18 protein-coding genes are annotated in these 20,148 nt (G+C 68.2%); 7 read left to right on the top strand and 11 right to left on the bottom strand.

Translation table 11 applies throughout. The features are described 5' to 3' along the window. The 11 genes from IR155_RS16245 to IR155_RS09405 form a co-directional block, all read right to left on the bottom strand. Window positions 1-1,128 (bottom strand): DUF3322 domain-containing protein, encoded by a 1,128-nt coding sequence (locus IR155_RS16245; protein ID WP_135114573.1) that lies wholly within the window; start codon window positions 1,126-1,128, stop codon window positions 1-3. Beyond that, window positions 1,125-4,475: an ATP-binding protein gene (locus IR155_RS09360; RefSeq protein ID WP_135114574.1), complete on the bottom strand. Its 3,351-nt coding sequence runs from the start codon at window positions 4,473-4,475 to the stop codon at window positions 1,125-1,127. The genes IR155_RS16245 and IR155_RS09360 overlap by 4 nt, the downstream gene beginning before the upstream one ends. After that, window positions 4,472-5,131: a DUF4194 domain-containing protein gene (locus IR155_RS09365; protein ID WP_135114575.1), complete on the bottom strand. Its 660-nt coding sequence runs from the start codon at window positions 5,129-5,131 to the stop codon at window positions 4,472-4,474. The genes IR155_RS09360 and IR155_RS09365 overlap by 4 nt, the downstream gene beginning before the upstream one ends. Further along, window positions 5,128-6,579 (bottom strand): DUF3375 domain-containing protein, encoded by a 1,452-nt coding sequence (locus IR155_RS09370; protein ID WP_135114576.1) that lies wholly within the window; start codon window positions 6,577-6,579, stop codon window positions 5,128-5,130. The genes IR155_RS09365 and IR155_RS09370 overlap by 4 nt, the downstream gene beginning before the upstream one ends. A 160-nt stretch (window positions 6,580-6,739) precedes the next feature. Further along, window positions 6,740-7,528, bottom strand: coding sequence for a hypothetical protein (locus tag IR155_RS09375; RefSeq protein WP_135114577.1), 789 nt, complete (start codon window positions 7,526-7,528; stop codon window positions 6,740-6,742). After that, window positions 7,525-8,082, bottom strand: a complete 558-nt coding sequence (locus IR155_RS09380; RefSeq protein ID WP_135114578.1) for a hypothetical protein — start codon at window positions 8,080-8,082, stop codon at window positions 7,525-7,527. Before IR155_RS09380 ends, IR155_RS09375 begins: the two co-directional genes overlap by 4 nt. A gap of 766 nt (window positions 8,083-8,848) precedes the next feature. Continuing rightward, window positions 8,849-9,982 (bottom strand): alpha/beta hydrolase family protein, encoded by a 1,134-nt coding sequence (locus tag IR155_RS09385; RefSeq protein WP_228066960.1) that lies wholly within the window; start codon window positions 9,980-9,982, stop codon window positions 8,849-8,851. Next, entirely contained in the window at window positions 9,979-10,977 is a 999-nt protein-coding gene (locus IR155_RS09390; RefSeq protein WP_233441165.1) for a hypothetical protein, read from the bottom strand. The genes IR155_RS09385 and IR155_RS09390 overlap by 4 nt, the downstream gene beginning before the upstream one ends. After that, window positions 10,974-11,438 (bottom strand): hypothetical protein, encoded by a 465-nt coding sequence (locus tag IR155_RS09395; RefSeq protein ID WP_167760754.1) that lies wholly within the window; start codon window positions 11,436-11,438, stop codon window positions 10,974-10,976. The genes IR155_RS09390 and IR155_RS09395 overlap by 4 nt, the downstream gene beginning before the upstream one ends. Before the next feature lie 62 nt (window positions 11,439-11,500). Further along, on the bottom strand, window positions 11,501-11,923 hold the full coding sequence (locus IR155_RS09400) for a hypothetical protein (RefSeq protein WP_135114580.1): 423 nt from the start codon (window positions 11,921-11,923) through the stop codon (window positions 11,501-11,503). A 262-nt stretch (window positions 11,924-12,185) separates the two neighbouring features. After that, window positions 12,186-12,437: a winged helix-turn-helix domain-containing protein gene (locus IR155_RS09405; RefSeq protein WP_134746320.1), complete on the bottom strand. Its 252-nt coding sequence runs from the start codon at window positions 12,435-12,437 to the stop codon at window positions 12,186-12,188. Window positions 12,438-12,640: 203 nt separating this feature from the next. Between IR155_RS09405 and IR155_RS09410 the strand changes: the two genes are divergently transcribed. Genes IR155_RS09410 through IR155_RS09440 form a run of 7 tightly spaced genes read left to right on the top strand, consistent with a single transcriptional unit; the run spans window position 12,641 to window position 20,143 of the window. Next, entirely contained in the window at window positions 12,641-13,378 is a 738-nt protein-coding gene (locus tag IR155_RS09410; RefSeq protein WP_135114581.1) for a hypothetical protein, read from the top strand. Window position 13,379: 1 nt separating this feature from the next. Then, entirely contained in the window at window positions 13,380-13,991 is a 612-nt protein-coding gene (locus IR155_RS09415; protein ID WP_135114582.1) for a M23 family metallopeptidase, read from the top strand. 19 nt (window positions 13,992-14,010) lie between these two features. Further along, a complete protein-coding gene (locus tag IR155_RS09420) occupies window positions 14,011-14,310 on the top strand; it encodes a hypothetical protein (RefSeq protein ID WP_135114583.1) in 300 nt (99 codons plus the stop codon). Further along, window positions 14,310-15,767: a hypothetical protein gene (locus IR155_RS09425; protein WP_135114584.1), complete on the top strand. Its 1,458-nt coding sequence runs from the start codon at window positions 14,310-14,312 to the stop codon at window positions 15,765-15,767. Before IR155_RS09420 ends, IR155_RS09425 begins: the two co-directional genes overlap by 1 nt. Next, complete coding sequence (locus tag IR155_RS09430; RefSeq protein ID WP_135114585.1) at window positions 15,764-17,257, top strand: SCO6880 family protein; 1,494 nt, start codon at window positions 15,764-15,766, stop codon at window positions 17,255-17,257. The genes IR155_RS09425 and IR155_RS09430 overlap by 4 nt, the downstream gene beginning before the upstream one ends. Then, on the top strand, window positions 17,257-18,867 hold the full coding sequence (locus IR155_RS09435) for a hypothetical protein (RefSeq protein WP_135114586.1): 1,611 nt from the start codon (window positions 17,257-17,259) through the stop codon (window positions 18,865-18,867). The genes IR155_RS09430 and IR155_RS09435 overlap by 1 nt, the downstream gene beginning before the upstream one ends. After that, entirely contained in the window at window positions 18,857-20,143 is a 1,287-nt protein-coding gene (locus IR155_RS09440; RefSeq protein WP_135114587.1) for a MinD/ParA family ATP-binding protein, read from the top strand. Before IR155_RS09435 ends, IR155_RS09440 begins: the two co-directional genes overlap by 11 nt. The last annotated feature ends 5 nt before the right edge of the window (window positions 20,144-20,148 follow it).

Below are 20,148 nucleotides of genomic sequence, written 5' to 3' on the forward strand. Positions count from 1 at the left end.
CTAGAGCAACCCCAGCCGGTCGAGCGCGTACCCCCAAGGGATCCGCTCCTGTTCGAGGCGCACGTTTCCTTCGGCACTCAGCAGTTGAAGCGTCGTCTTCTCTTCGCCGGTCAACGATGACAGCACGGCCGTGTTCGGCTCCGGGTCCAGCCCCCAGAGGTCCCGGTGCGCGAGCGCTGTCTCGACGTCCATCAGCGCCGAGGTCGCGTCGACGCCGTGCATGCGCAGCCGATGCAGGATGGCGAACCCATGGGAATCGAGATCGCCCCAGTAGGCGACGCGCTGTGCCCACGGCAGGCGCGCCACGAGGTCGACGCGGTGGCCGCCGCCGTGGATCGCGATGCCGCCCTGGACGTCCGGCATCGCGAGCACCGTGGCGAGGTTCTCGAACACGAACACCCGCACTGGTCGGATCGGCAGTGCGGCGAGCTCGTCGACGGGTGCCGAGACGTCGGTCAAACCGCCGAAGGCGAGCGCGGGGTCGAGCACACGCAGCCGCACCAGCGGCGCGGGTTCGCGCAGACCGAGCCCCGACGCACCGGTTCCTACCCGGTGGAGCGTCTCCACGAGGCCCCGACGCGATTCGATCCACTTCGTGTGGACGCCGCGAATCGGCAGCTCGCGGAGCAGAAGGCCTGAGCCTGGATGGTCACGCAGCCACACGAGCACGTCCAGGAGGCGTCCGAAGTCGGCTTCCTCGAGCGCGGCGATCGTGCGCGCGTGGGAGCGCAGCGCTCGCCGGACGTCCTCACTCTCACCGAGAGTCTCCCGAAGCGCAGCTGCGCGGGCGAGCAGCAGGTTCCAGGCGGCGGTCTCCCCCGCGACGCGCGCGATCGCCCTAGCCCCGCGGACCACGGCGCGCACCGGGACCTCCTGCGATCCGATCCGCGCCCAGCTGCGGCCGGCCCATTCGACGATCACATCGCCGTCCCGTCCTACTGCCCGCCATCTCTCGACCCAGGCGCGCGTCGCCTCGAGATCGGCGAGCGCCAGGCGTTCGGTCGGCGGGTGCAACGGCACGTCGATGGCGGCGCCGTGCACGCCCGTCGCCGCCCACTCTCGCGCGTCACGGTCGAACACCCGCTTCGCGCGTGCGCGGAGGTCGGCCACCTCCACCGGTGCCGTCACGCGTGGGACTCCGCGGCCCGGGAGAAAGTGGCCTCCGGTTCCGGCACGTCGAAGACGACGTTCGCCAGTCGCGACGCGCGGCGCTCCGGATTCGACACGGACGTGATCGCGCCGACATAGGGCTCGAGGGTCTGCAGCAGCTTTTGCGGTGTGGCCAGGATCATGTGGAAGCCGAACGCGCGGAAGACATCCATCGCGTTGCGCGTGTAGCGGCTGTCCGCCTTGTCGAAGGCCTCATCGAGAACGATGGAGCCGAAGCCCGGCACATCGCTCTCCTCTTCGGTCAGCTGATAACGCAAGGCGGCCGCGAGGCAGAAGATCACGAGCTTCTGCCTCTGCCCGCCCGACAGCCCCTCGGCGGAGTCGTACACGCGCACCACTCGGCCGGCCAGGTCCTTCTCGCGTGCCAGGAAGCTCACATGGAGCCGCGTGTCGAGCACACGGGAACGCCAGTCGACGTCGACCCGATCCTTCGACCCGAGCCGACCGATCACCCGCTGCAGCACCGCGAACCGTTGCTCGGCGCCCGAGGCCGATTCGTCAGCCCAGTTCCCTTCCACAATGCGCCGCAGCGAGGTCAGGAACTCGTCGACCTCGGGCGAACGCGCCGTCTTCACATCGATCTCGAGAAAGCGGTCTGCGCCCTCGAACGGCGATCGCCCGAGGGACGCGTTAACCGGCAGCACACGCTCGCGGATCGCCGCAGGGGCATCACGCAGGTCGCTTAGCAGGTGCGCGACGACGTCCTGCGAGCGCTCGCGCAGCAGCCGACGGAACTCACCCTCCTTGTCCGGCAGTCCGCGCGCCAGGATGCCGTCGCGAAGCTCGCGATACCCGTATCGGTCGCCGATCTCGGCCGTCAGCTCGGAGGATGCCGCCGGCCAGGCGTGCCGGAACTCGGCGGCACGTGCCGCGAATCCGGCCTCAGCATCCGCCATGCGCGCGGCCGCGGCGTCCTTCTGCCGGGACAGCGCCGATTGCACGGCTCGGGCGACAGCATCCGCGGTCTCGAGGGTGAGCGAGCGCTTCTCGGCGCGAAAGTGCATCTCCAGCGCGACCCGCACGGACTCGTCCAGGATCGCGGCGGGCGCGGCCTCCAGCTCCGCGATCTGAGTCGTGACCCGCCCCAGCGCATCACGGGCGATCGCCTCATCGCCGTGCGCCTTGGTGCTCCGTTCGTCTGCTTCGCGCAACCGCTCGCTCGCCCGAGTCGCTGCGTCCTGCGCCTCGCGGAGACTGCCCGACTCCGAGGTCAGAGCATCGAGCTCGGCCCGCCGCTCACGGGTGACAGCGGCGGCCGACGCCGTGTCGATGCGGTCCCACGTGTGAATCTGGATGCGCCGGAACACCTGCTGACGGGTCCGCGCCGCATCGCGTGCGGTGTCGGCGTGCGTTTCGGCTTCCTTCGCTGCCCGAGCGGTGGCTTCTGCGGCGCGACGCCGTTCGAGCAGCGCGTCCAGCCGCGCCGCCGTATCCCCGCCGAGCTTCCACCGGGTCGCGTCGCCGACGGCCGCGCGATCATCCTTCTCGTAACGGCGTGCGGTGCGCTTGACGAGCCCGCCGATCGTCACTCCGCGGTCGACGTCATCCAGGTCGTCGGGATGGTCGACGCAGGCGTAGTCGTACTCTGTGGCGATCCGCCGGCGCAGGAACACGTCGAAGGTGCCGTCTGCCACGTTCACACGGTGCACCAGAGAGCGCGGATCCTTCGGGCGCCGAGGCTCGTCTACGGCGTGCGGAACCGCCTCGATGACAAGGCGCACCGCGAGCGACCGCGATTCCGCGGCACGGCGCGTCGCGGCCAGGTGCTCGTCGCGCACGAGCAGCACAGTCGCCAGAGGCGCGAGGACGCGCTCGATCGCGCCTCGCCAGTCGGCGTGTTCCGGTCGGACCGAGACGAGCTCGCCCGCAAACGGCAGAGCCTTCTCCGGGAGCGACAACGACGACGCCAGGAAGCGCCGGGCAGCGAGCAGCTTCGGGTCGAGGTTGCTGCGGTGGTCGCGCAGCGCGCGGATCTTCGCGTCCAGGTCCTCGACCGCCTTGCGCGACGCGCTCGCAGCATCCCGCACGTCGTATGCGACGGCCGGCACCTCACGCGCGGCTTCCGTCGTGGCGGCCTCGATCAGCTCTGCGAACTGCGCCGCGTCGGCCGGCATCGGCGCACCGATCTGGTCGAGCTCATGCGCGAGCGCAGCGCGCGCCCGTGCGACGGTGCGCTCGTTCTCCTCGGCCGCCTCGACACGCTCCTGCAGCAGCTCGATGCGCGCACCGCCCTCGTCGCGCACCCGTGCCCTCGCGGTGTCCAGTGATTCGGCGGCGAGCCGTTGCTCTCGCATCGCATCCGCCCGCGCACCCTCCGCGCGAGCCAGCGCGGCCCGAGCCGGGCCCACAGCGTCCCGCGCCAGCTGGAGCTTGAGCGCCGTGGTGAACGGCTCGACGGCGTCGTGCAACCCCGAGGCGATCTTCATCTCGGCACCGGCGTCGTCGAATGCTGTGATCGCCGCGTCGATCTTGCGGAGGGCGTCGGCCTGTCTGCGGAGGTCGACGACGTGTGCGTGTGCGGCCTCGAGCTCGGTGAACTGCTCGACCGCGGTGTCGGCGCGTGCGAAAGTGCCAGGGTGGTCGAGCATGAACCCCCGGAACAGCGCGTCGAGGGTTCCCAGGTTCTTCGCCGACTGTGTGCGGTGCAGAAGCTGCAGCGTGGCGTCGGAGCGGAAGCCGAACTGGCGGACCACGCGCTCGTGGAAGCGGCCGTGTCGTCCGCCGGTCGTGATCAGCGCGTCCGGCAGCGCCTTCGACATGCGCCGCGCATCGATGCCACCCTCAACATGGGGCTGGAAGGACAGCAGTCCGACGTCACCTCGGAGGAAGACACGCGCGTCCTTCAGCGCCGTCGGCTCGGTGCGGGTCCCCGGGGCATGGAACAGTCGCACAAGCGTGACGGGCTCATCCTGCAGGTTGTCGTAACGCAACAGGATGCCGCTCCACGTCGCCTTGGAGCGGAGGTACGTGGTCGTAGCGCGATCGGCGCTCTCGTCGGCCTCCTTGCTCCAGGCCCCGCGCACGTAGCTCATCAGGGTGCGATCGCTCTGGCGAGACGCGCCATCCTGCGCCGCCGCGTTCAGTCGCAGCCACTGCTGCGGCGTGAGCGCCGCCGCGATGGCGTCGAGAAGCGAGGACTTGCCCGAACCGGATGCGCCAGTGAAGAGATGGCCATGCCGTGCCACGTCTATCGCAACATGGCCCGAGAACGTGCCCCAGTTCACCAGCTCGATTCGCGCGAGCCGCCACTGTCCGACGCGCTCGACGTCTGCGGCCTCATCGTCGGGGAACGTGAGCATCGTCATTCGGAATCGTCCTCCACGCCCGTCTCCTCTGCGCGGATCCCGTCGCGCCCCTCGCGTGCGATCCTCTGGTACTCATCGGTGATCGCGCGGATCTGGTCGGCATCCACGATCATCCGGATCACCGGTGAGATCTCCGCACGGTCGTCGCCGACCGCGTGGAGCACGCGCAGCTTGTTCTGCATCTTGTTCCAGGAAGAGTTCAGCCGGCTCGCGAAATCCTTCTCGTCGCGATCGCTTGTGCGGAACACGGCGAGCTGCTCGAAGACCTCGGCCTTTCCGACGATGACGCGTCCTCGCCCCTCCTCACTCAGCAGGGTCTGGCGCAGGATGAGCAGCATCGCGGTGTCGAGGAACGTGAGCGCTTCCGACCGCACGGCCCGAGGGGCCTCGTCGGACGGGGCGTTGCGGACGAAGGCGAGCTCGTTGTCCCGGTCGACGACGAGCTCGAGGAAGAGATCAGCCAGACGGGACCGGATGATCCGCTCGTCGCTGAGGAGCACTGCCCAGAGCTGCGCCTCGCGCGCTCCTGAGAGGTAGGGGCCGCGAATCAATCTCAGCAGCACACGCCGTGTGCGATCGGGCAGCTCGCCGCTGTCACCGGTCCAGAGCCCCTCGCGTCCGTCGATCGCCTCATCGGTCTCGTTGACGTCCGTCATCCCACTGCTCCTGTGAATCGGTGCGCAGCGACGAGCGCCGCGCGCGTCACGCCGTCCGCTCCCTGCCAGACGAGCACTTCAGGCTCGTCGTCGACCGTCCCCTGCTCGGCAGCGAGGGACAGCAGTCCTACGACGCTGCCGACGCCCTGGGTCGCGGGGTACCGGGCCAGGACGTCCGCCACCGTGCACGTTGCACGGCTGGCGAGCACGTCGTTGACGTTGCGGGTGAGCTCATCGAAGTCGATCTCGGTCTCGCGAGCCAGCGCGCGCAGCTCTTCGAGACTGGCGACCGCTGTCTCCTGGGAGGCGACCTCAGCCGCGGCATCCAGCTCGGCGGGATCGTGGACGTCCACCGCGCCGATACTCGACAGTGCGACCGCCGAGAGATCGAGCGTCAGAGACGTCGGCGTCCATGGCCGGATATGCGGAGCCGCCTCGACGCCGGCGTGCTGCGCCTCGCGCAGGAGCCCGCGGAGCACGCGATCGCGCTGGTAGTCCTGCGACTGCACGTAGCGGCGCAACGCGCGCGCGAACATCGTGATGACGTCGTGGATCTCAGCACTGCGTCCCTTGAGCGTCGCCAGAAACCCACGAAGCGCCCGGCGCTCGTCGGATGACAGATCCCGCGCGAATCCCCGGTCGAGGACGCGGCGGATGTCGGCCTCGAACGCCGCACCGAGCGCCGGATCGAGGACGAGCTGCGCGAACGCCGCAAAGCTGCGGCCCGCATCCGACTCGGAGATGTGGTCTATACCCCGGAACACCTCATCGACCACCGCGACCTGTGACACGTCGGACTCGACGATCTTCGCGCGCAGAGAGGCGTTCAGAGCTTCGAACTCCGCACGAACCCGCGCGAAGTCGTCGGGCACATCCGCCGCCTGCGCGAGCAGGTCCCGCACGCGCTCGAGGGCGCGGTCGGCATCGAGTGCGCCCTCGTCGCCCGATCGCAGGTTGGCGATGCGTTGCTCGATGCTCGCGATCTCCTCCTCGAGAAGCGCGATCCGCACCGAGGCATCGGGATCTGTGTCGATCGCGAGCCTGCGCACCTGCGCCGCGATGCTGGCGAGGCGCGACTCCGTCGCGCTCGACCGAGGTGCAGCCCGTCCCTGCAGGAACCGGATGCCGGCGATCGCGTCGGGAGATAGCTCGAACGTCTCACCGCGCGCCTCTGAGGAGGGCCGCCGCACGAGGAATCCTGCCACGCGCCACTCGGCGCAGTATCCCTTCCCGCTCAGCGGCAACACGACGCCTTGCGCTCGGAGCCGCTCGAGATCGGCGTCGAGTCGCTCGTACAGCTCTTCCGCGTCGATCCGCCTCTCGTCGCCGCCGAGGTGCACCCCGAGCAGCCCGGCGATCACGGCCCCGTTGTGGGACCGCAGCAGGCGCCACGCCGTATCTCGCTCGACGAGCTGAGCGAGCTCCAGAACCTGGGCGACGGCGGGCACTCGACCATTGTGGGTCAGGGCTCGGACATTGCGTCAAGCGAGCGGGCGGACGAGCGGCTTCGGCAATGCACCGTTGACCCAAATTAGGCCTGCACGAATTGCACAACAGGCTATTGCGCGAACTCGACCTGCGCTTTGGGGGGCCACGGATGTTGTCGACTCAGACAGTGAGCCGCCGCACATGGGCGGCGACGAGCGCAGCCAATCGCACTGCGGGCACGTCGATATCGGACAGACGACGCACCTGCCTGGTCAGCGTCCACAACGCAGCAGCCGCATCGCCTCGCGCACCGCGAAGGCCAACGCCGTCGAGCGCCCACCCGCCGATCTCCTCCGGCGAGTAGGCGTCCACGATCTCCAACAGCCGGTACAGATCCTCGACATCACGCGGCTGATGTCGCGAAGCCCAGGCATGCGCCTTGACGACGATGGCTACCTCGACCGGAGGCACGAGCACGACGACCTCGTCGACGGATCCGTCGAGGAAGGTCACGGCGGCAGAGATCTCGATCGGAGATGCCGCGAGCGCGAGGTGAAGGCCGGGGACTGCGTCGAACTGGCGGCCGCCGTGGGTCTCGGCGCGGAAGCGGCTGTCGCGGGAGGGCACCAGGAGATCCGCCTCGAGTCGCGGGACGGGCTGACCGGGGATCGCGAGTTCGGGGACGGGGCGCGCGTAGCTGTTGCCGGCGGTCGCGACGTAGCCGCGCTCCAAGAGCCGTTCGTGGAGAATCCCGGATCCGGCGAGTTCGGTCGTGATCGCGGTGTCCGCGTCGCGGGTACGACGGGGTTGCACACCCGGAACCGGGAATGCGGTCAGCAGCAGCGAGGCCATCTGACCTCCGACGATCCGCGCGTCCTCCCCCGCGGTGATCCTGGCCACGTCGGCGAGGGCGCGCAGCGCCAGCTCGTCGGCGCGGGAGGTGGCGACGAGCTCCGCGCGCCGGGTCACGACCACAGCCATTCCTCGATCGCTCGAGACGTCAGCTGGGCGACGGCGTCGGGGACGTCGCCGCCGCGGGTGCGCGACAGGTCCCAGGCCGTGACGAGCGGGTCCGCGAACATCCTGCCGGTCGGCGCTACAGCGCGTGACATCGGGAGGATCGTCGGATCCTGCGGGATGCGCAGCTCCAGCGTGGCGTCAGCTGCGCGCACCTGAGCGAAGCCGTACGGCTCGAGATCAGGCATCGCGGCGACGTAGCCGAGGGCGCGCGTGGGGCGCCGCCAGGGGGCGTAGTTGTCCGCCGCGATGTCACCCGAGAACGCGATGGGGGCCTCCTGCTCGCGCGCAATCTCCTCCGCCCGCTGCGCCTGCGCAGAGATGCCGCTCGTCGCGGTCCAGTAGGTCGCGAGGCCACGGGCGCCCGGATACTCGCCCAGGAAGCGATCGGCGCATTTCCGAGGATCGATTGCTCGCCATCCCTGGGGGGTTCGCTCCAGCAGAGGCGTGAGAGCGAGGAGCTGCTTTCCGACCGCGACATGCGAGACACGGAGACGCCTGCCCAACTCGGATTGAGTCCACACGCGCGCAGGGTCCAGCGCGAGCGCACGGAGCACGGCGAACCGCACCCAGCTGACACGAGACACGCTCGCCCGCGCCGTGGCAGCGGCTTCCGCCGCACGATGCTCCTCGCCATTGAGCCCGACCATGCCATCGATGACGGCGGCGTAGGCGACCCGCGTGTCCGTGGCCCGAGCACGCAACGCCCGTCCCGCCCTCGGCACAACGAAAAGCACCCCAGCCTCGTCCGTCCTCAGCGCACTCTGCGCCTGATCGAGCTCAGCTGGGCTCGGGGAGTGGTTCAGACTCCGCACGTCGTATCGCAACCAGTGAGGTCCATCGACGGCGATCTCGACGTCCCCATGCCCCGCGACACGCACGTCGAAGCCCGCGTCGCGCAACAACTCGACGCCGCTCGCGCTGTCGACCAACATGCCTGTAACTTACATGGAGAATCTCTATTTGGGTTACGGCCAAGCGAGAACACGGCACTTGGGCACCACGCGCCCCATGACGAAGGCCCCATCCTGCATCGGACAGAGCCTTGTAAACCCCTGTTCAGAGGGGAGAAATGTGGCGGAGACGGAGGGATTTGAACCCCGCCCCCATTCGTTCACTCGCAGGGGTTCGAGCGCGTTCCGCGAACTCGCGGAGGTTCACGGGGGCGTTCGTGGTTGTTCGTGCGCGCCCAGAAGCGCTCGAATGTTCGCATTTTGTTCGCACGCGCGAGCTGTGAGCGGCGCTCGGAACTGGGCTGGCAGCTACACCACTTCAGAACACCGATCCGCGAACGGAAGTCTGCCAGCGCTCCGGGTCTGCGTTCCAGTTCATCGTATGGTCAGCGTCGAATGTCTCGAGCCGAATGCCGTCTGACCGCAGATGGGCGAGGTGAGCGACGACCGCGTGCGGAGCGGACGAGTCCTCGACGCCGTGGAGGATCAAGGCCGGAACGGACAGTTCGGCGGCGCGGTCGAGCCAGTCCCACTGATCCAACAGGATCACTGCCCGCAGACCGGCGAATCGCGCCAGCGAGCGTTCCTGGAGCCAAGGACGGGCCAGGATGCCGAACCAAGGCGGCAACCCTGCCCGAGCGCAGTTGGCGCCGATGGCCGACCGCCAGTCGAGCACAGGTGAGTCGAGGACGAGCCTTTCGATGACGCCGTCGAACTCTGGGTCCGCGGCCAGTTGGAGCGCGATTGCGGCACCCATAGACCATCCGAACATCACGACGCGACGAGCGCCGTGGGAGAGCGCGAACCTAACGGCAGCCCGGACGTCATCGGTTTCCGTCGCGCCGAGTGTCGACCGGCCAGAGCCCACGCGGGGCCCTTCACCGTCGTTGCGGTATGAGACGACCAGTGACGTCAGCCCAACATCGGCGGCGACCAGGACGCCGCGCAACGTGCCGGCGCGCGGGCTTCCCAGCCCGTGGATGTGGATCGCCCAGTGATCGCTCGGACCGCCGGACGGGTGGATGAGCCACGCGGGGGCCGAACCCGCGGGCGTCTCCACGACGACATCCAGAGCATCCAGCCCAGCGTCGGCGGGATCGCGATAGAAGATGCCGCTCCAGGACGCCCGCACACCCGGGCGCAGCTTGGTGTCCGGCGTCATCCCAACCACAGCACGAGTCACCGTCGTGGACCGTTCGTCAACGATGGCACCAAGCCGCACCCAGCCCCCGTCCTCGAGCCAGAGGTTGTAGCGACCGGGCACCTGAGTGCGCGGGGTGCGGTTGAGCACCACCGCAACCTGTCCGCCGTGTCGAATCACGTCGTGCACCATGAGGTCATACACGCGCCCGCCGGGCGGTGCCGTCAGACGTCGGGCGATCACGAAGCCAACCCCGGCTGCGGCCGCCGAGGCGGCCCCAAGACCCGCGGCGATGATCGCTAGCGCCCTCAACGCACCTCCTTCGGAAAATCAACGCGCGGCAAACCTGCCGCGTCCCCCGCCATCAGGTGCGCCTCCGCGCTCTCCACCACCACTCGCTCAGCGTCGCTCAACGTGAAGGTGACGCGCGGATCGATGACGGCATCCCGAACTTCGACGATCTGACGATGCAGCCGCGTCTCGTCGTCTTCACGATGGAACGACGGCTCAAGCTGGCTCAAGCCTGGTCGCACGTCGATCGCTCGCTCCCAGGTCGGCGTGACCTGGGCGAGGAGCGCACGAGTCTTCTCGCCGCGGGATCGGGCACGCGCCCAGCGCAACGCGGGCTGAGCACCGAGCCCGAGGCAGAGGAACAGGAACGTCGCCAGGAAGAGCGGATCGTAGGCGGCGCTGAGCCCGTCCATGAGCGTCAGGTTCCCGATGATGTGCGCGAGATCCATGGCGATGACCACAAGGGACAGAGCGACGCCGGTGAGGCTCCCCACCAGCACCGAGACCGCTGGCAGGCGCTCCGCGCCGCGACTTCGCCCGATCTGACGAGACGCGGCAGCCGCCATGGCGGTCAGCACGACGCCGTCGTAGGTGAACTGGATGATCGAGTACGTCGCGGCGGCCGGCTGCGCCCCGAGGTCCAGCATGAACGTCGTCGTTGTCTCACCCCGGTCGATGAACGCGAAGGCTGTGACGGCGCCGACGACTGCGCCCGCCAGCACTGGAAGGCCGAGTGCTATCTGGGCGACTCGCGACTGGTACTGCATCGCCTTCGCCACTCCGCGCCCAAGGAAGAAGACGCCCACCATCAATGTGAGGTCGGCAAGCAGCGTGACGATGTTCGTGCCACCGAGCGCCGCGTCGGCCCACCGGTAGGTGGTGTCGACGTTGAACGTCATTGCAACCGCGATCGTCACCGCGGAGTACATGATGCTGCGATCCGCTCGGCCCCGCCGCAGGATGAGCAGGCTCGCAACGAGCAGCCACATCAGGGCGGAGGCCGCGATCGGGATCACCCGAAGATCTCCAGATAGCGAGAGTGGTGGAGAGCCGAACCACGGATCGCACCAGCGAGATGATCCGCGAGCGACTCCGCCACGATCTCGTCGTCCGTCACGAGGCCCTGGCGGCGGAGCAGACGCTGGCGAGCGGATTCAGGAATGTCGGGCAGCAGGAAGTCGGGCGTGGTCGCCTCTTCGCGTTCGTCGTGCTCAAGCATCATGTGCGCGAGCTCGTGGAGCACGAACTGCTGCCGATGCAACGCCGACTCACTTCGCGCGTGAACGACGAGATCCTCCGTGTCCGTCATCAACCACAACGCGCAGATGCCGTCCCGGTCGCTCAGGTTCGTGAGTTCGACGATCCGAATCGGGCGCTGTCTGCGTCGCTGCAACGCGCCGACGAGATCGTCGAAGGAAAAAATCTCGCCGAGCGCGAGTTCCGCCATGGCCGTCGACACGGTCGCTTCGATGTTCACGGTTCCATTTCCCTCCGTACCCATCCGACCCGTCGCGGCGCACGCATGCGGCGGGCCAGCCGCTATCTGTTCGCCACTTCCTTGTCGAGGAATCGGCTGATCGCCTCAAGCGCCTCCGGGGAGATGTCGCCGAGAGTTCGCGCCGCATACGACTTCACCTTCGCTGCCCGCATCGATCGGACCAGATCGAGCTGCGCCCTGACCTTTGCCGGCATCGGCGCGTCGCCCCCCTCGGCAATGAACGAAGCGTCGACGTCGAAGAACTCAGCAAGCACTTCGAAGAGCGGGCGGTCTTGCACGTACCGGTGCCCATTGACCATGTACGTCCACCGAGACCGGGACAGGTTGACGCCCCGATCGCGCGCGAACGCAGCGATCTGGGAGTAGGTCGGCTCCGACCCCGTCTCGGCAATGGCGACGTCGAGCAGCAGTCGCAACCGCCTCGCCAGGTCCTCCGCCGCTGCCTTGCTTTGGTCCTCTGTCATGTTCCCCTGACCATCCTCCGCCTTCGAGTAAGGCTCGGTCACAACCGTTGAGCACGCCCAACGTCCCCTACGTGAATGCTCACGCTACGTGTTGGGCATGCTCAACTCAACCGTTGCGCGGACCCGGCTCGAGTGCAAGGCTGAGTCGCGCCCGCGTTTGAGCATGCTCAACGCGAGCGATGGATGGACGACATCGCCGAGAGGGGTCGACATGCCAGATGACCGCATGCCAGCCCAACGCGGCCAAGATCACGCGAACCGGCTAGAACTCGCCCAGCACCTGCTCCAGTCGCATCACCATCTCGGTGACCTGGGCGTCATCCACGATGTACCGCACGCGCTGTCCGCGCGTCGCGACGTCACGCGGCGGATCCGCGATGATCAAGCCCGCGTCGAGCAGCCTCTCGAGCCCGTTGTAAACGGTCAGTGCTGGAATCTCGAGCGCGTCGGCGATCTCGCCCCTGGTCTGGCCAGGGTTCTTCCGCAGATGACCAATGATGGTCGCCTGCATCATGTTCCCGAGAGCCTTGATCGGATCCTCCGCGTAATCACTGTTCGCGGGGCGGGTGTAACGGGGCACCGCCCCAGTCTGACGCAGGCGAGATTCACTCGTCCATCGAACGGAAGCGAAAAGTGCTTCCCCTTCGCAAGTGTAGTGTTATATGCTTCACTCATGTCAAGGCCAGGAGGACCCGAGGGAAGCGGTGGAGGCAACTGATGTCACACCCCCGAACTCCCGCGCGCCGAGGCCTCGTCTGGGCCATCGTCGGCGGCATCATCGTGCTCGCAGCCGTCGGAGCGATCATCCTTTCGGCCGTCACAGCACAGGCGCCAACCGCCGACCCCTCTCCGAGCAGCGGCCCCGGCGAGACGTCCGCCCCGCCCGCGACGGCGCCTCCCACCGGCGATTACGTCGACCAGAGCGCGTCCGAGAAGGGCTGGGCACCCGAGCCGATCACGACCGACCCTGAGACCTACGTACGCGCGGCACTGGCGGCGGCGGCCACATTCGACACCCGGCTGAGCACCCGACCCGAGTGGCTGGCCTACCTCGACACATGGTTCACGCCCGATACCCGCTACACATCCGAGGAGGACCGCGAAGAAGATATGCGCGCCTCGCAGCTCGAACTGCGCCAGGGCGTCGTGCTCCCCGAGGACGAGTGGAACTCGCTCGCGAACGAGGAAGGGCGGGTGACAGCCGAGGTGCCGGGCGAGATCACCTACGACGACGTTCCGGAAGACGCATCCGGTGACATGCGCATCGGCACCGCCGACGTGGTGCTGACCTTCACCCGGTCCGACGGTTCCGGGAGCGAGACCTCGTACGACGAGACCGTGCGCGTGAGCGTCCAGGTACTGTGCGGCGCGGGCTCGATCCCGACGCGCGAGAGCGCGCAGCAGCCCGGCGACTGCAAGGTCGTCCGCTACTTCTCGGGATCATTGGAGCCCTGACATGGGCGCCCCGGTCGCTGCCGCTGCAGCCCTCGCGAACACGAGGACCGGGCGCAAGATCGTGACAGGGGCGATTCTCCTTCTCGCGCTTTTCGCAGCACTGCTGGCCACACCGCTCATCGCCGTTCCGTTCGCGGTCGCGGGACAGTCGGTTGCCACGACTGTCGAGCGTCGGCCGGCACTCATCACCAACAGCGAGTGGGCATACCCGCTCGCCGGCGGCTACTTCAAAGGACGAGGCTTCGGTTTCAACCCGGTAATCGGATGCAGCTATTGCTCGATCGACCACCAGGGTTACGACATGGCCCAGGGCTGCGGAGCGACGGTGTACGCGGCTGGCCCCGGCGAAGTGATCACCGCCGGTTCGTATCAGGGGTACGGGAACGCCGTCCGCATCGACCACGGCGGCGGGCTCGTGACGCTCTACGGCCACATGCAGTGGGGTTCCCTTCGCGCGTCAGTTGGCGCGACCGTCGCGGCCGGCGCCCCGATCGGGGCGGAAGGCAACACCGGACGCTCGTTCGGCTGCCACCTGCATTTCGAGGTGCAGCGAGACGGCGCCGCCATCGATCCGCAACCGTTCATGGCCGCACTCGGCCTTCAGCTCAAGTGATCAATCGAGGGAGCAAGTCATGCGAGTCACACTCTCCGCCCCGGCCGACGTCGACGTCCCCGACATCCAGCCCGATTTCTCGGCGCCCTTCTTCCAGGGCTTCCAGGTCGTCGCGTCCTACATCCTTGCCGGGGCGATGATCGTCGTCCTCATCATGCTGATCATCGCGGGCGCCGCGCTCGCGTTCCGTGGCCTCGCATCCGACCGCGTGCGCACGTGGGCGGGCGAGAACATCCTGTGGATCTTCATCGCCGCCGCCGTGCTGGGCGCTGCAAGCGGCCTGTTCCAGTGGTTCGTCAACTTCGACTTCGGGTTCTGATGTCTCGGCTGCGTGCTGTGCTTATCGGGGCGGCGGTGGGAGCCGGCCTCGCCTTCGCCGCGCTCGCGCCAGCCAACGCAGCCGTGGCATCCGTCGAGGCAGCGCCCACGGCAGCCAACGCGGCCCCGGTGACGGGCGAGCCGTGGTCGTCTCCCGCCTTCCCCGTCGACTGCTACCGCGTCGACGCGCAGATCTCCTGCACGCCGCAGAGCACCGCCGACATCAAGCCTCAGCAGTGCTTCATCAACGTGTTCGTCGGCGGCGCCAAGGCAACCGTGTGCACGACCGACGAGCGGCACGTGTCGGCGATCAGAACGAGCGGGGGCAAGCCTCTGCTCGTCGAGTACGGATGCTCGATTGGTGACGTGGTGTGCGTCACGTTCGAGAACGCGGGGCGCGGGATGGCCCTTTCCGCCACCGCGATGATGTTCACGGTCGCGCAGAACATGCGTTTCGACACATCGTCGGTCCTGTGGACGGCATCGACCGGCGAGTGGTCGTTCTGGCAGTGGGCCGTGCTCGCAGTCTTGTTCGGCGCGATGGTGTGGGCGATCGCGGCTGCCGTCATCTCCGGCGACCGAGCCGAACTCGTCGGCGCGGTCATCCGGAGCTTCATAGCGGTGCCCGCCACCGCGCTCACGCTCTGGGCGACCGGTCACGTGCTGAACGCCATCGACGACCTCACCTGGTACGTCATGAACCGCGACGGCCCCTATGGGTTGTTCGCGACGCTGCAGTCCGTGATGTGGGCCGGCGGGCAGGCAAACTACTTCTTCGCCTTCGTCATCCACGGCTTGCTGATGATCGGGATGCTGCTCCTCATGCTCGTGTTCGCGTTCCGCAACATCGTGCTCGCGGCCTTGATCGCGGTGGGTCCAATCGCATGGATGCTGTACCCGGCGCGCGCCGTCGGGCCGCAGTGGGTGGTGCGCTATGTGTCGGCCGTCGTCGTGCTTCTGCTCACTGGCCCGCTCACGATTGGCTTCGTCACGCTCATCATCAACGGCCTCGCAAACGTACGGACGATCTGGGACCCGCAGTCGTGGCCACTTCTGATCGGTCTCGTGCTCGTGGCTTTCGCGCCGTTCGCTGTGTTCGGTCTGTTCAGCTTCATCGGGGCCGTTGCGGCGGACTCGGTCGGCTCTCGGATCGGATCGGGCGCAGGACGCGCCGCGTCGAACGCCGCACGATCGGTAGCCCGGGTGCCGAGCCGCATCGCCGCGATACCCGCAGGCGCCGGGGCTGGCGCTGGGCGCCACGGCCCCCCGAAGGGCGCTCCGCCGGCGGGACGTGGCCCATCCTCTGAAACGCCCCAGCGATCGCCTGCCGGTCAGAACGGCGAGACAACCTCCACGAAGCCGACAGGTGCCCCCGGGGCAACGCCGACTACATCACCGCAAACGACTGCGCCAGCGGCGGCGGCGCCGCGCACTCACACCGGGAGGACACCGCGATGATGGCGACTCAGAACCTCGACCGTCCTATCCGGCTGCCGCGGCGATCCCGGCAAGGCGTCGTGATGGGGATGGATGCGTGGCAGCTGACGTGCCTCACGGTCGCCGCCGTCACGTTGCTCGTCGGCGTCAACCGCTTCGGTCCTCCCGGCCTGCTCTTCGCCGCGCCGGTGTACCTGCCGATCGGCGTGTTCGCATTCATCACGCTCCACGGCGATTCCGCTCCGCGGCAGGCGGGTCTCTGGCTCATGAAGCAGGTGCGACACATGGTCGGTGCGACGCGGCACGTCTACCGGCCCGAGCGTGCGCAGTTCGCTGGAACACTGAACCTCCCCGGTATCCGCGCCTCGATCCAGCTCTGGGATGTCGACGGGGTCGCGTGCGTGTATAACCCGCATGACCGGGCCGTCTCGGTGACCGCCGAGGTCGAGGTGCAGGGGTTCCTCATGAAGGACGTCGCGGAGCGATACGACCTGGCCCAGCAGTGGTCTCCGGTGCTGGCCTCGTTCACGCAGCGCCCTGGGATCAAACGGGCCGTGCTGCAGGAGCGCACGATTCCGACGACGATCCGAGCCGCACGCGACCACTACGAGTCCGTCAGTCGCCGCCGCGGGGTGGACGCCGCGTCCCCCGTCGCTCGTAATTACGACGACGTGATGAACAGGTCGGAGTCGTTCGCCGTATCGCACCGCAACTACCTGACGTTCACGCTCGACCTCGTCGCCCTCGGCCCGCAGCTCAAGGCGCTCGGCGGGGGCGAGGATGCGGTCAAGGCGCTGGCGCACCTCGAAGCCCGGAACCTGGCCGATGCGTTGAGCGCCGCGCGCATCCACGTGCGGCGGTGGCTGGCGGCGCGGGACGTCGCGGCTCTCGCCCGCGTCGGGTTCGACCCCGAGTTCGCCGCCAACGTCCAGAACCGCGATGAGCGAAGCGCGGGCGTCGACCCGATCGCGATCGGTCCGATGTACCTGGAAGAACCGCGCGGGGCGAACGGCATCGTCTATTCCGACTCGGGCGTGCACACCACCATGTGGATCCACGAGTGGCCGCGGTCGGATGCGGCCATCGGGTTCGTCGAGCCGATCGTGTTCGCACGCATGCCCTCGACCGGCGAGGCGATCACGCACATCCTGTCGATCGTCCTCACGCCGGTCTCCGTCAGGAAGGCGATGCGCCGCATCGAGGACGACAAGAAGGTCTGGCGCGGGAACGAGAAGCTTCGCGCGAAGCGGGGCGTCGACGGATCGGCCGCCGACGCCGCGGACTGGGAGGCCCTTGAACGGCAGGAGGAGGAGATCGTCGCGGGTCACGGCGAGTTCCGGTACGGCGCGTACCTCACCGTGACGGCACGTGATGAGCAGCAGCTCGACCAGGCGATCGCGGGCATGCGCAACGCTCTCGCGTGCGCCGGCATGGAACCGCAGACACTGTACTGCCAGCAGGCAGAGGCACTGATGGTCAACGCCCTGCCACTCGGGCTGGGGATGAAGTGATGGTCCGCTACGTCGCAGTCTTCGAACCGGACGGTCTCTCGAAGCGTGAGCGGCGCGAGCTACGGCGCGAGGTCGCCCGCACAACGAGCCACGCCGAGCAGCCAAAGCCCAGTCGGCGCGAGCGAGCGTTGCCGGAGCCCGCGGTCCGGGGCGCCTTCGGCCCGGGCCTCGTGCAGGGCGGCTACTGGAATCTCGCGCGCCCCCGCATCCCGGCTCATCAGGCGACATCGCGTCAGATCTCGGGGATCTACCCGTTCGTCGCGGATGCCGGCCTCGGGCACCGAGGACCGATTCTCGGTGTCGACCTCAACGCGGATGCCCTCTGGCACTTCTCGCCGTGGGAGGCATATGCCGACGCGACCGACCGCGGCACGTTCTCGACCAACCTGCTGGTGCTCGGCGCGTACCGAGCCGGGAAGTCCGCCACCGTCAAGACGCTCGTGATCCGGTCCCTCGCATTCGGTCATCAGGCGGTGGTCCCCTCCGACCCAAAAGGCGAGTGGGTCGCCGTCGCGGAGGCGGTGGCGGGCGGGGTGATCATCCGCATCGGTGGTGGGAGCACCGCGCGACTCAACCCCCTCGACCGCGGGCCGCGGCGCGCGGATTCCGACGACGAGCAGGACGAGAAGATGGTGCGCCAACGCCGCATCACTACGCTCGTGTCCCTTATCGAGATGGCACTCGGTTCCACGAGGCTCACCGCGGTCGAGCACGCCGCGATACACGATGCACTCGAGCGCAGCATCCGCTCGACCGGCGACCGCCCCACGCTACGAGCGGTGTACGAGCACCTCGGCGCGATCATCGAAGACTCCGGCACCGACTTCCGACTCTCGGACGGCGCGGTTCAGCCGCGTTTCGTTCTGCGCCGCTTCGTCGAGGGCGACCTATCCGGGCTGTTCGAGGACGAGTCGACCGTCGCGTTCGACACCGACGCGCCCATCGTCGTCGTCGACACGAGCGAGCTGTTCGCGCGAAGCGAGCTGGTCGCACAGCTCACACAGGTGTGCACGACGGCATGGATCCAGGCGGTCGTCTCCGACCGCTCCGCCAAGCGAACCCGGTACCTGATCCGCGAGGAGGGCTGGCGAGACATGACGTCACTGAGCGCGCTCCAGATGTTCCAGCAGTGGCTCAAGCTCTCGCGCCACTACGGCATCAGCAATGTCATCATCCTGCACAAGATGGGCGACCTGGATGCGGTGGGCGACGCCGGCTCGAAGGAGCGCAACCTCGCCTACTCGATCGTCGGAGACATCGAGAACAAGTTCATCTTCCGCGTTAATCACCAGGAGGCGTCTGCGCTCCGCGAACGCCTCAACATTCCCGCGACGCACGCGGAAGACGCTCGACGCCTGCGCATGGGCGTGTTCCTCGCCTACGTCGGACAGTACGCGTACGCGGTCGACTGCTTCGCAACCTCGACCCCGTGGGAGTTCGAGCTGTTCGCGACCGACTCTGCCGTGCATCCCGAGCAGGACGTCGACGGGATGCTGACGCCCCTCGACCTCGATGCGCTCGACCACGTCTGGCCTGAGCCTCCCCTCTCCGACATTGGCATCGGCGGCTGGCTGTCGCCGGCACGGAAGGAGTCCAGTGATGAGCGTTGACATCGCCCTTCGCGTGTACGCGTCGGTCACGGGACCGACCGCGATCTTCACAACGCCCGAGGGGGTGGGCGAGCCGCTCTCCGCCCCCGCGGGCGAGGACATCCGACAGGTGATCGTGCAGCGTGCTGCCGCCGAGGCGAGGCAGGCAGCCACCGCCGTCGAGCTCGTCACGTTCGGCGATCACGGCGAACACCGGATACTCATCGATTCGGACGGCGGGATTCACCGGGCCAAGTCGCCCGAGCCGGTTACTGAGATCCCTCGGTTCACCGAAGCCCCAGAGGGAAAGGAGGTGGGCACCCTGGCTCAGGAGCAGGAGGCGCTCGGACCGGCTGAGGCCCCTGCCCCTGAGCCGCCCGCTCCGGCGCCCCCGACTCGGAGATCCTTCATCGAGGATGCCGACACATCGGTACTCTCTCTAGGCGGGCGAGCGCTGCTCGCGAAGATTGGGCTCGGTCCATCGCGCGCCCAGGCTGAGCGGCTCGCCGGCGAGCGCCTCGTATCGCAGCACTGGGCGGGGTGCCGGACTGCGGCCGTCGTGAACGGCAAAGGCGGCGTCGGCAAGACGATGACGACCGCGATGCTCGCCGCCGTATTCGCACGTCATGGCGGCGGAAATGTGCTGGCGTGGGACAACAACGACACGCGCGGCACCCTGGGGTGGCGCACCGAGCAGGGCCTCTACGACACCACGGTTCGCGACCTGCTGCCCGCCGCATCTCAGCTTCTCGCTCCGACCGCCGAGATCTCGGGCATCGCCCGGTTCGTGCATCATCAGCGGGTCGACCGCTACGACGTCCTCCGATCGAATCCCGAGTTGCTCGCCACGCACCAGCGAATCGAACGGACGGAGTTCGACACCCTTATGTCGGTTGCGGCCCGCTATTACCGACTCGTGTTCTTCGACTCCGGTAACGACGAGTCGGCCGAGCGGTGGCTGCGGATGGTCGACTCGTCGTATCAGCTCGTGATTCCGACGCTCGCCGCCCCCGAGCCGGCGGAGTCCGCTGCGCTGCTGCTCGACGCACTTCGCGAGCGCGACGAGCGGTCGCGGGATCTCGCGGACAGCGCGATCGTGGTGGTGACCGAGTCGGAGCCGAGAGGGCCTGCCGCCGCAGAGCGCATCGCGGACGGGTTTCGTGGCACCGTGCGCGAGGTTCTGCGGATCCCGTTCGACCCGGCTCTGAAGTCCGGTCCCCTGCGGTTCGACAGCCTCCGGCGGGCGACGCAAGACGCTTGGCTGCGCGTCGCGGCCGCCGTCGCGAGCGGGTTCTGAGGCGA

Source organism: Microbacterium paludicola (assembly GCF_015235415.1).
In the GTDB taxonomy this organism is placed as follows: domain Bacteria; phylum Actinomycetota; class Actinomycetes; order Actinomycetales; family Microbacteriaceae; genus Microbacterium; species Microbacterium paludicola.

What these genes read in the sequence shown, in the direction of transcription:
- IR155_RS09405 (WP_134746320.1), bottom strand. Translation starts at nt 12,437, where the DNA reads ATGATGCAGGCGACCATCATTGGTCATCTGCGGAAGAACCCTGGCCAG.
- IR155_RS09410 (WP_135114581.1), top strand. Translation starts at nt 12,641, where the DNA reads ATGTCACACCCCCGAACTCCCGCGCGCCGAGGCCTCGTCTGGGCCATC.
- IR155_RS09415 (WP_135114582.1), top strand. Translation starts at nt 13,380, where the DNA reads ATGGGCGCCCCGGTCGCTGCCGCTGCAGCCCTCGCGAACACGAGGACC.
- IR155_RS09420 (WP_135114583.1), top strand. Translation starts at nt 14,011, where the DNA reads ATGCGAGTCACACTCTCCGCCCCGGCCGACGTCGACGTCCCCGACATC.
- IR155_RS09365 (WP_135114575.1), bottom strand. Translation starts at nt 5,131, where the DNA reads ATGACGGACGTCAACGAGACCGATGAGGCGATCGACGGACGCGAGGGG.
- IR155_RS09360 (WP_135114574.1), bottom strand. Translation starts at nt 4,475, where the DNA reads ATGACGATGCTCACGTTCCCCGACGATGAGGCCGCAGACGTCGAGCGC.
- IR155_RS09440 (WP_135114587.1), top strand. Translation starts at nt 18,857, where the DNA reads ATGAGCGTTGACATCGCCCTTCGCGTGTACGCGTCGGTCACGGGACCG.
- IR155_RS09430 (WP_135114585.1), top strand. Translation starts at nt 15,764, where the DNA reads ATGATGGCGACTCAGAACCTCGACCGTCCTATCCGGCTGCCGCGGCGA.
- IR155_RS09400 (WP_135114580.1), bottom strand. Translation starts at nt 11,923, where the DNA reads ATGACAGAGGACCAAAGCAAGGCAGCGGCGGAGGACCTGGCGAGGCGG.
- IR155_RS09435 (WP_135114586.1), top strand. Translation starts at nt 17,257, where the DNA reads ATGGTCCGCTACGTCGCAGTCTTCGAACCGGACGGTCTCTCGAAGCGT.
- IR155_RS09425 (WP_135114584.1), top strand. Translation starts at nt 14,310, where the DNA reads ATGTCTCGGCTGCGTGCTGTGCTTATCGGGGCGGCGGTGGGAGCCGGC.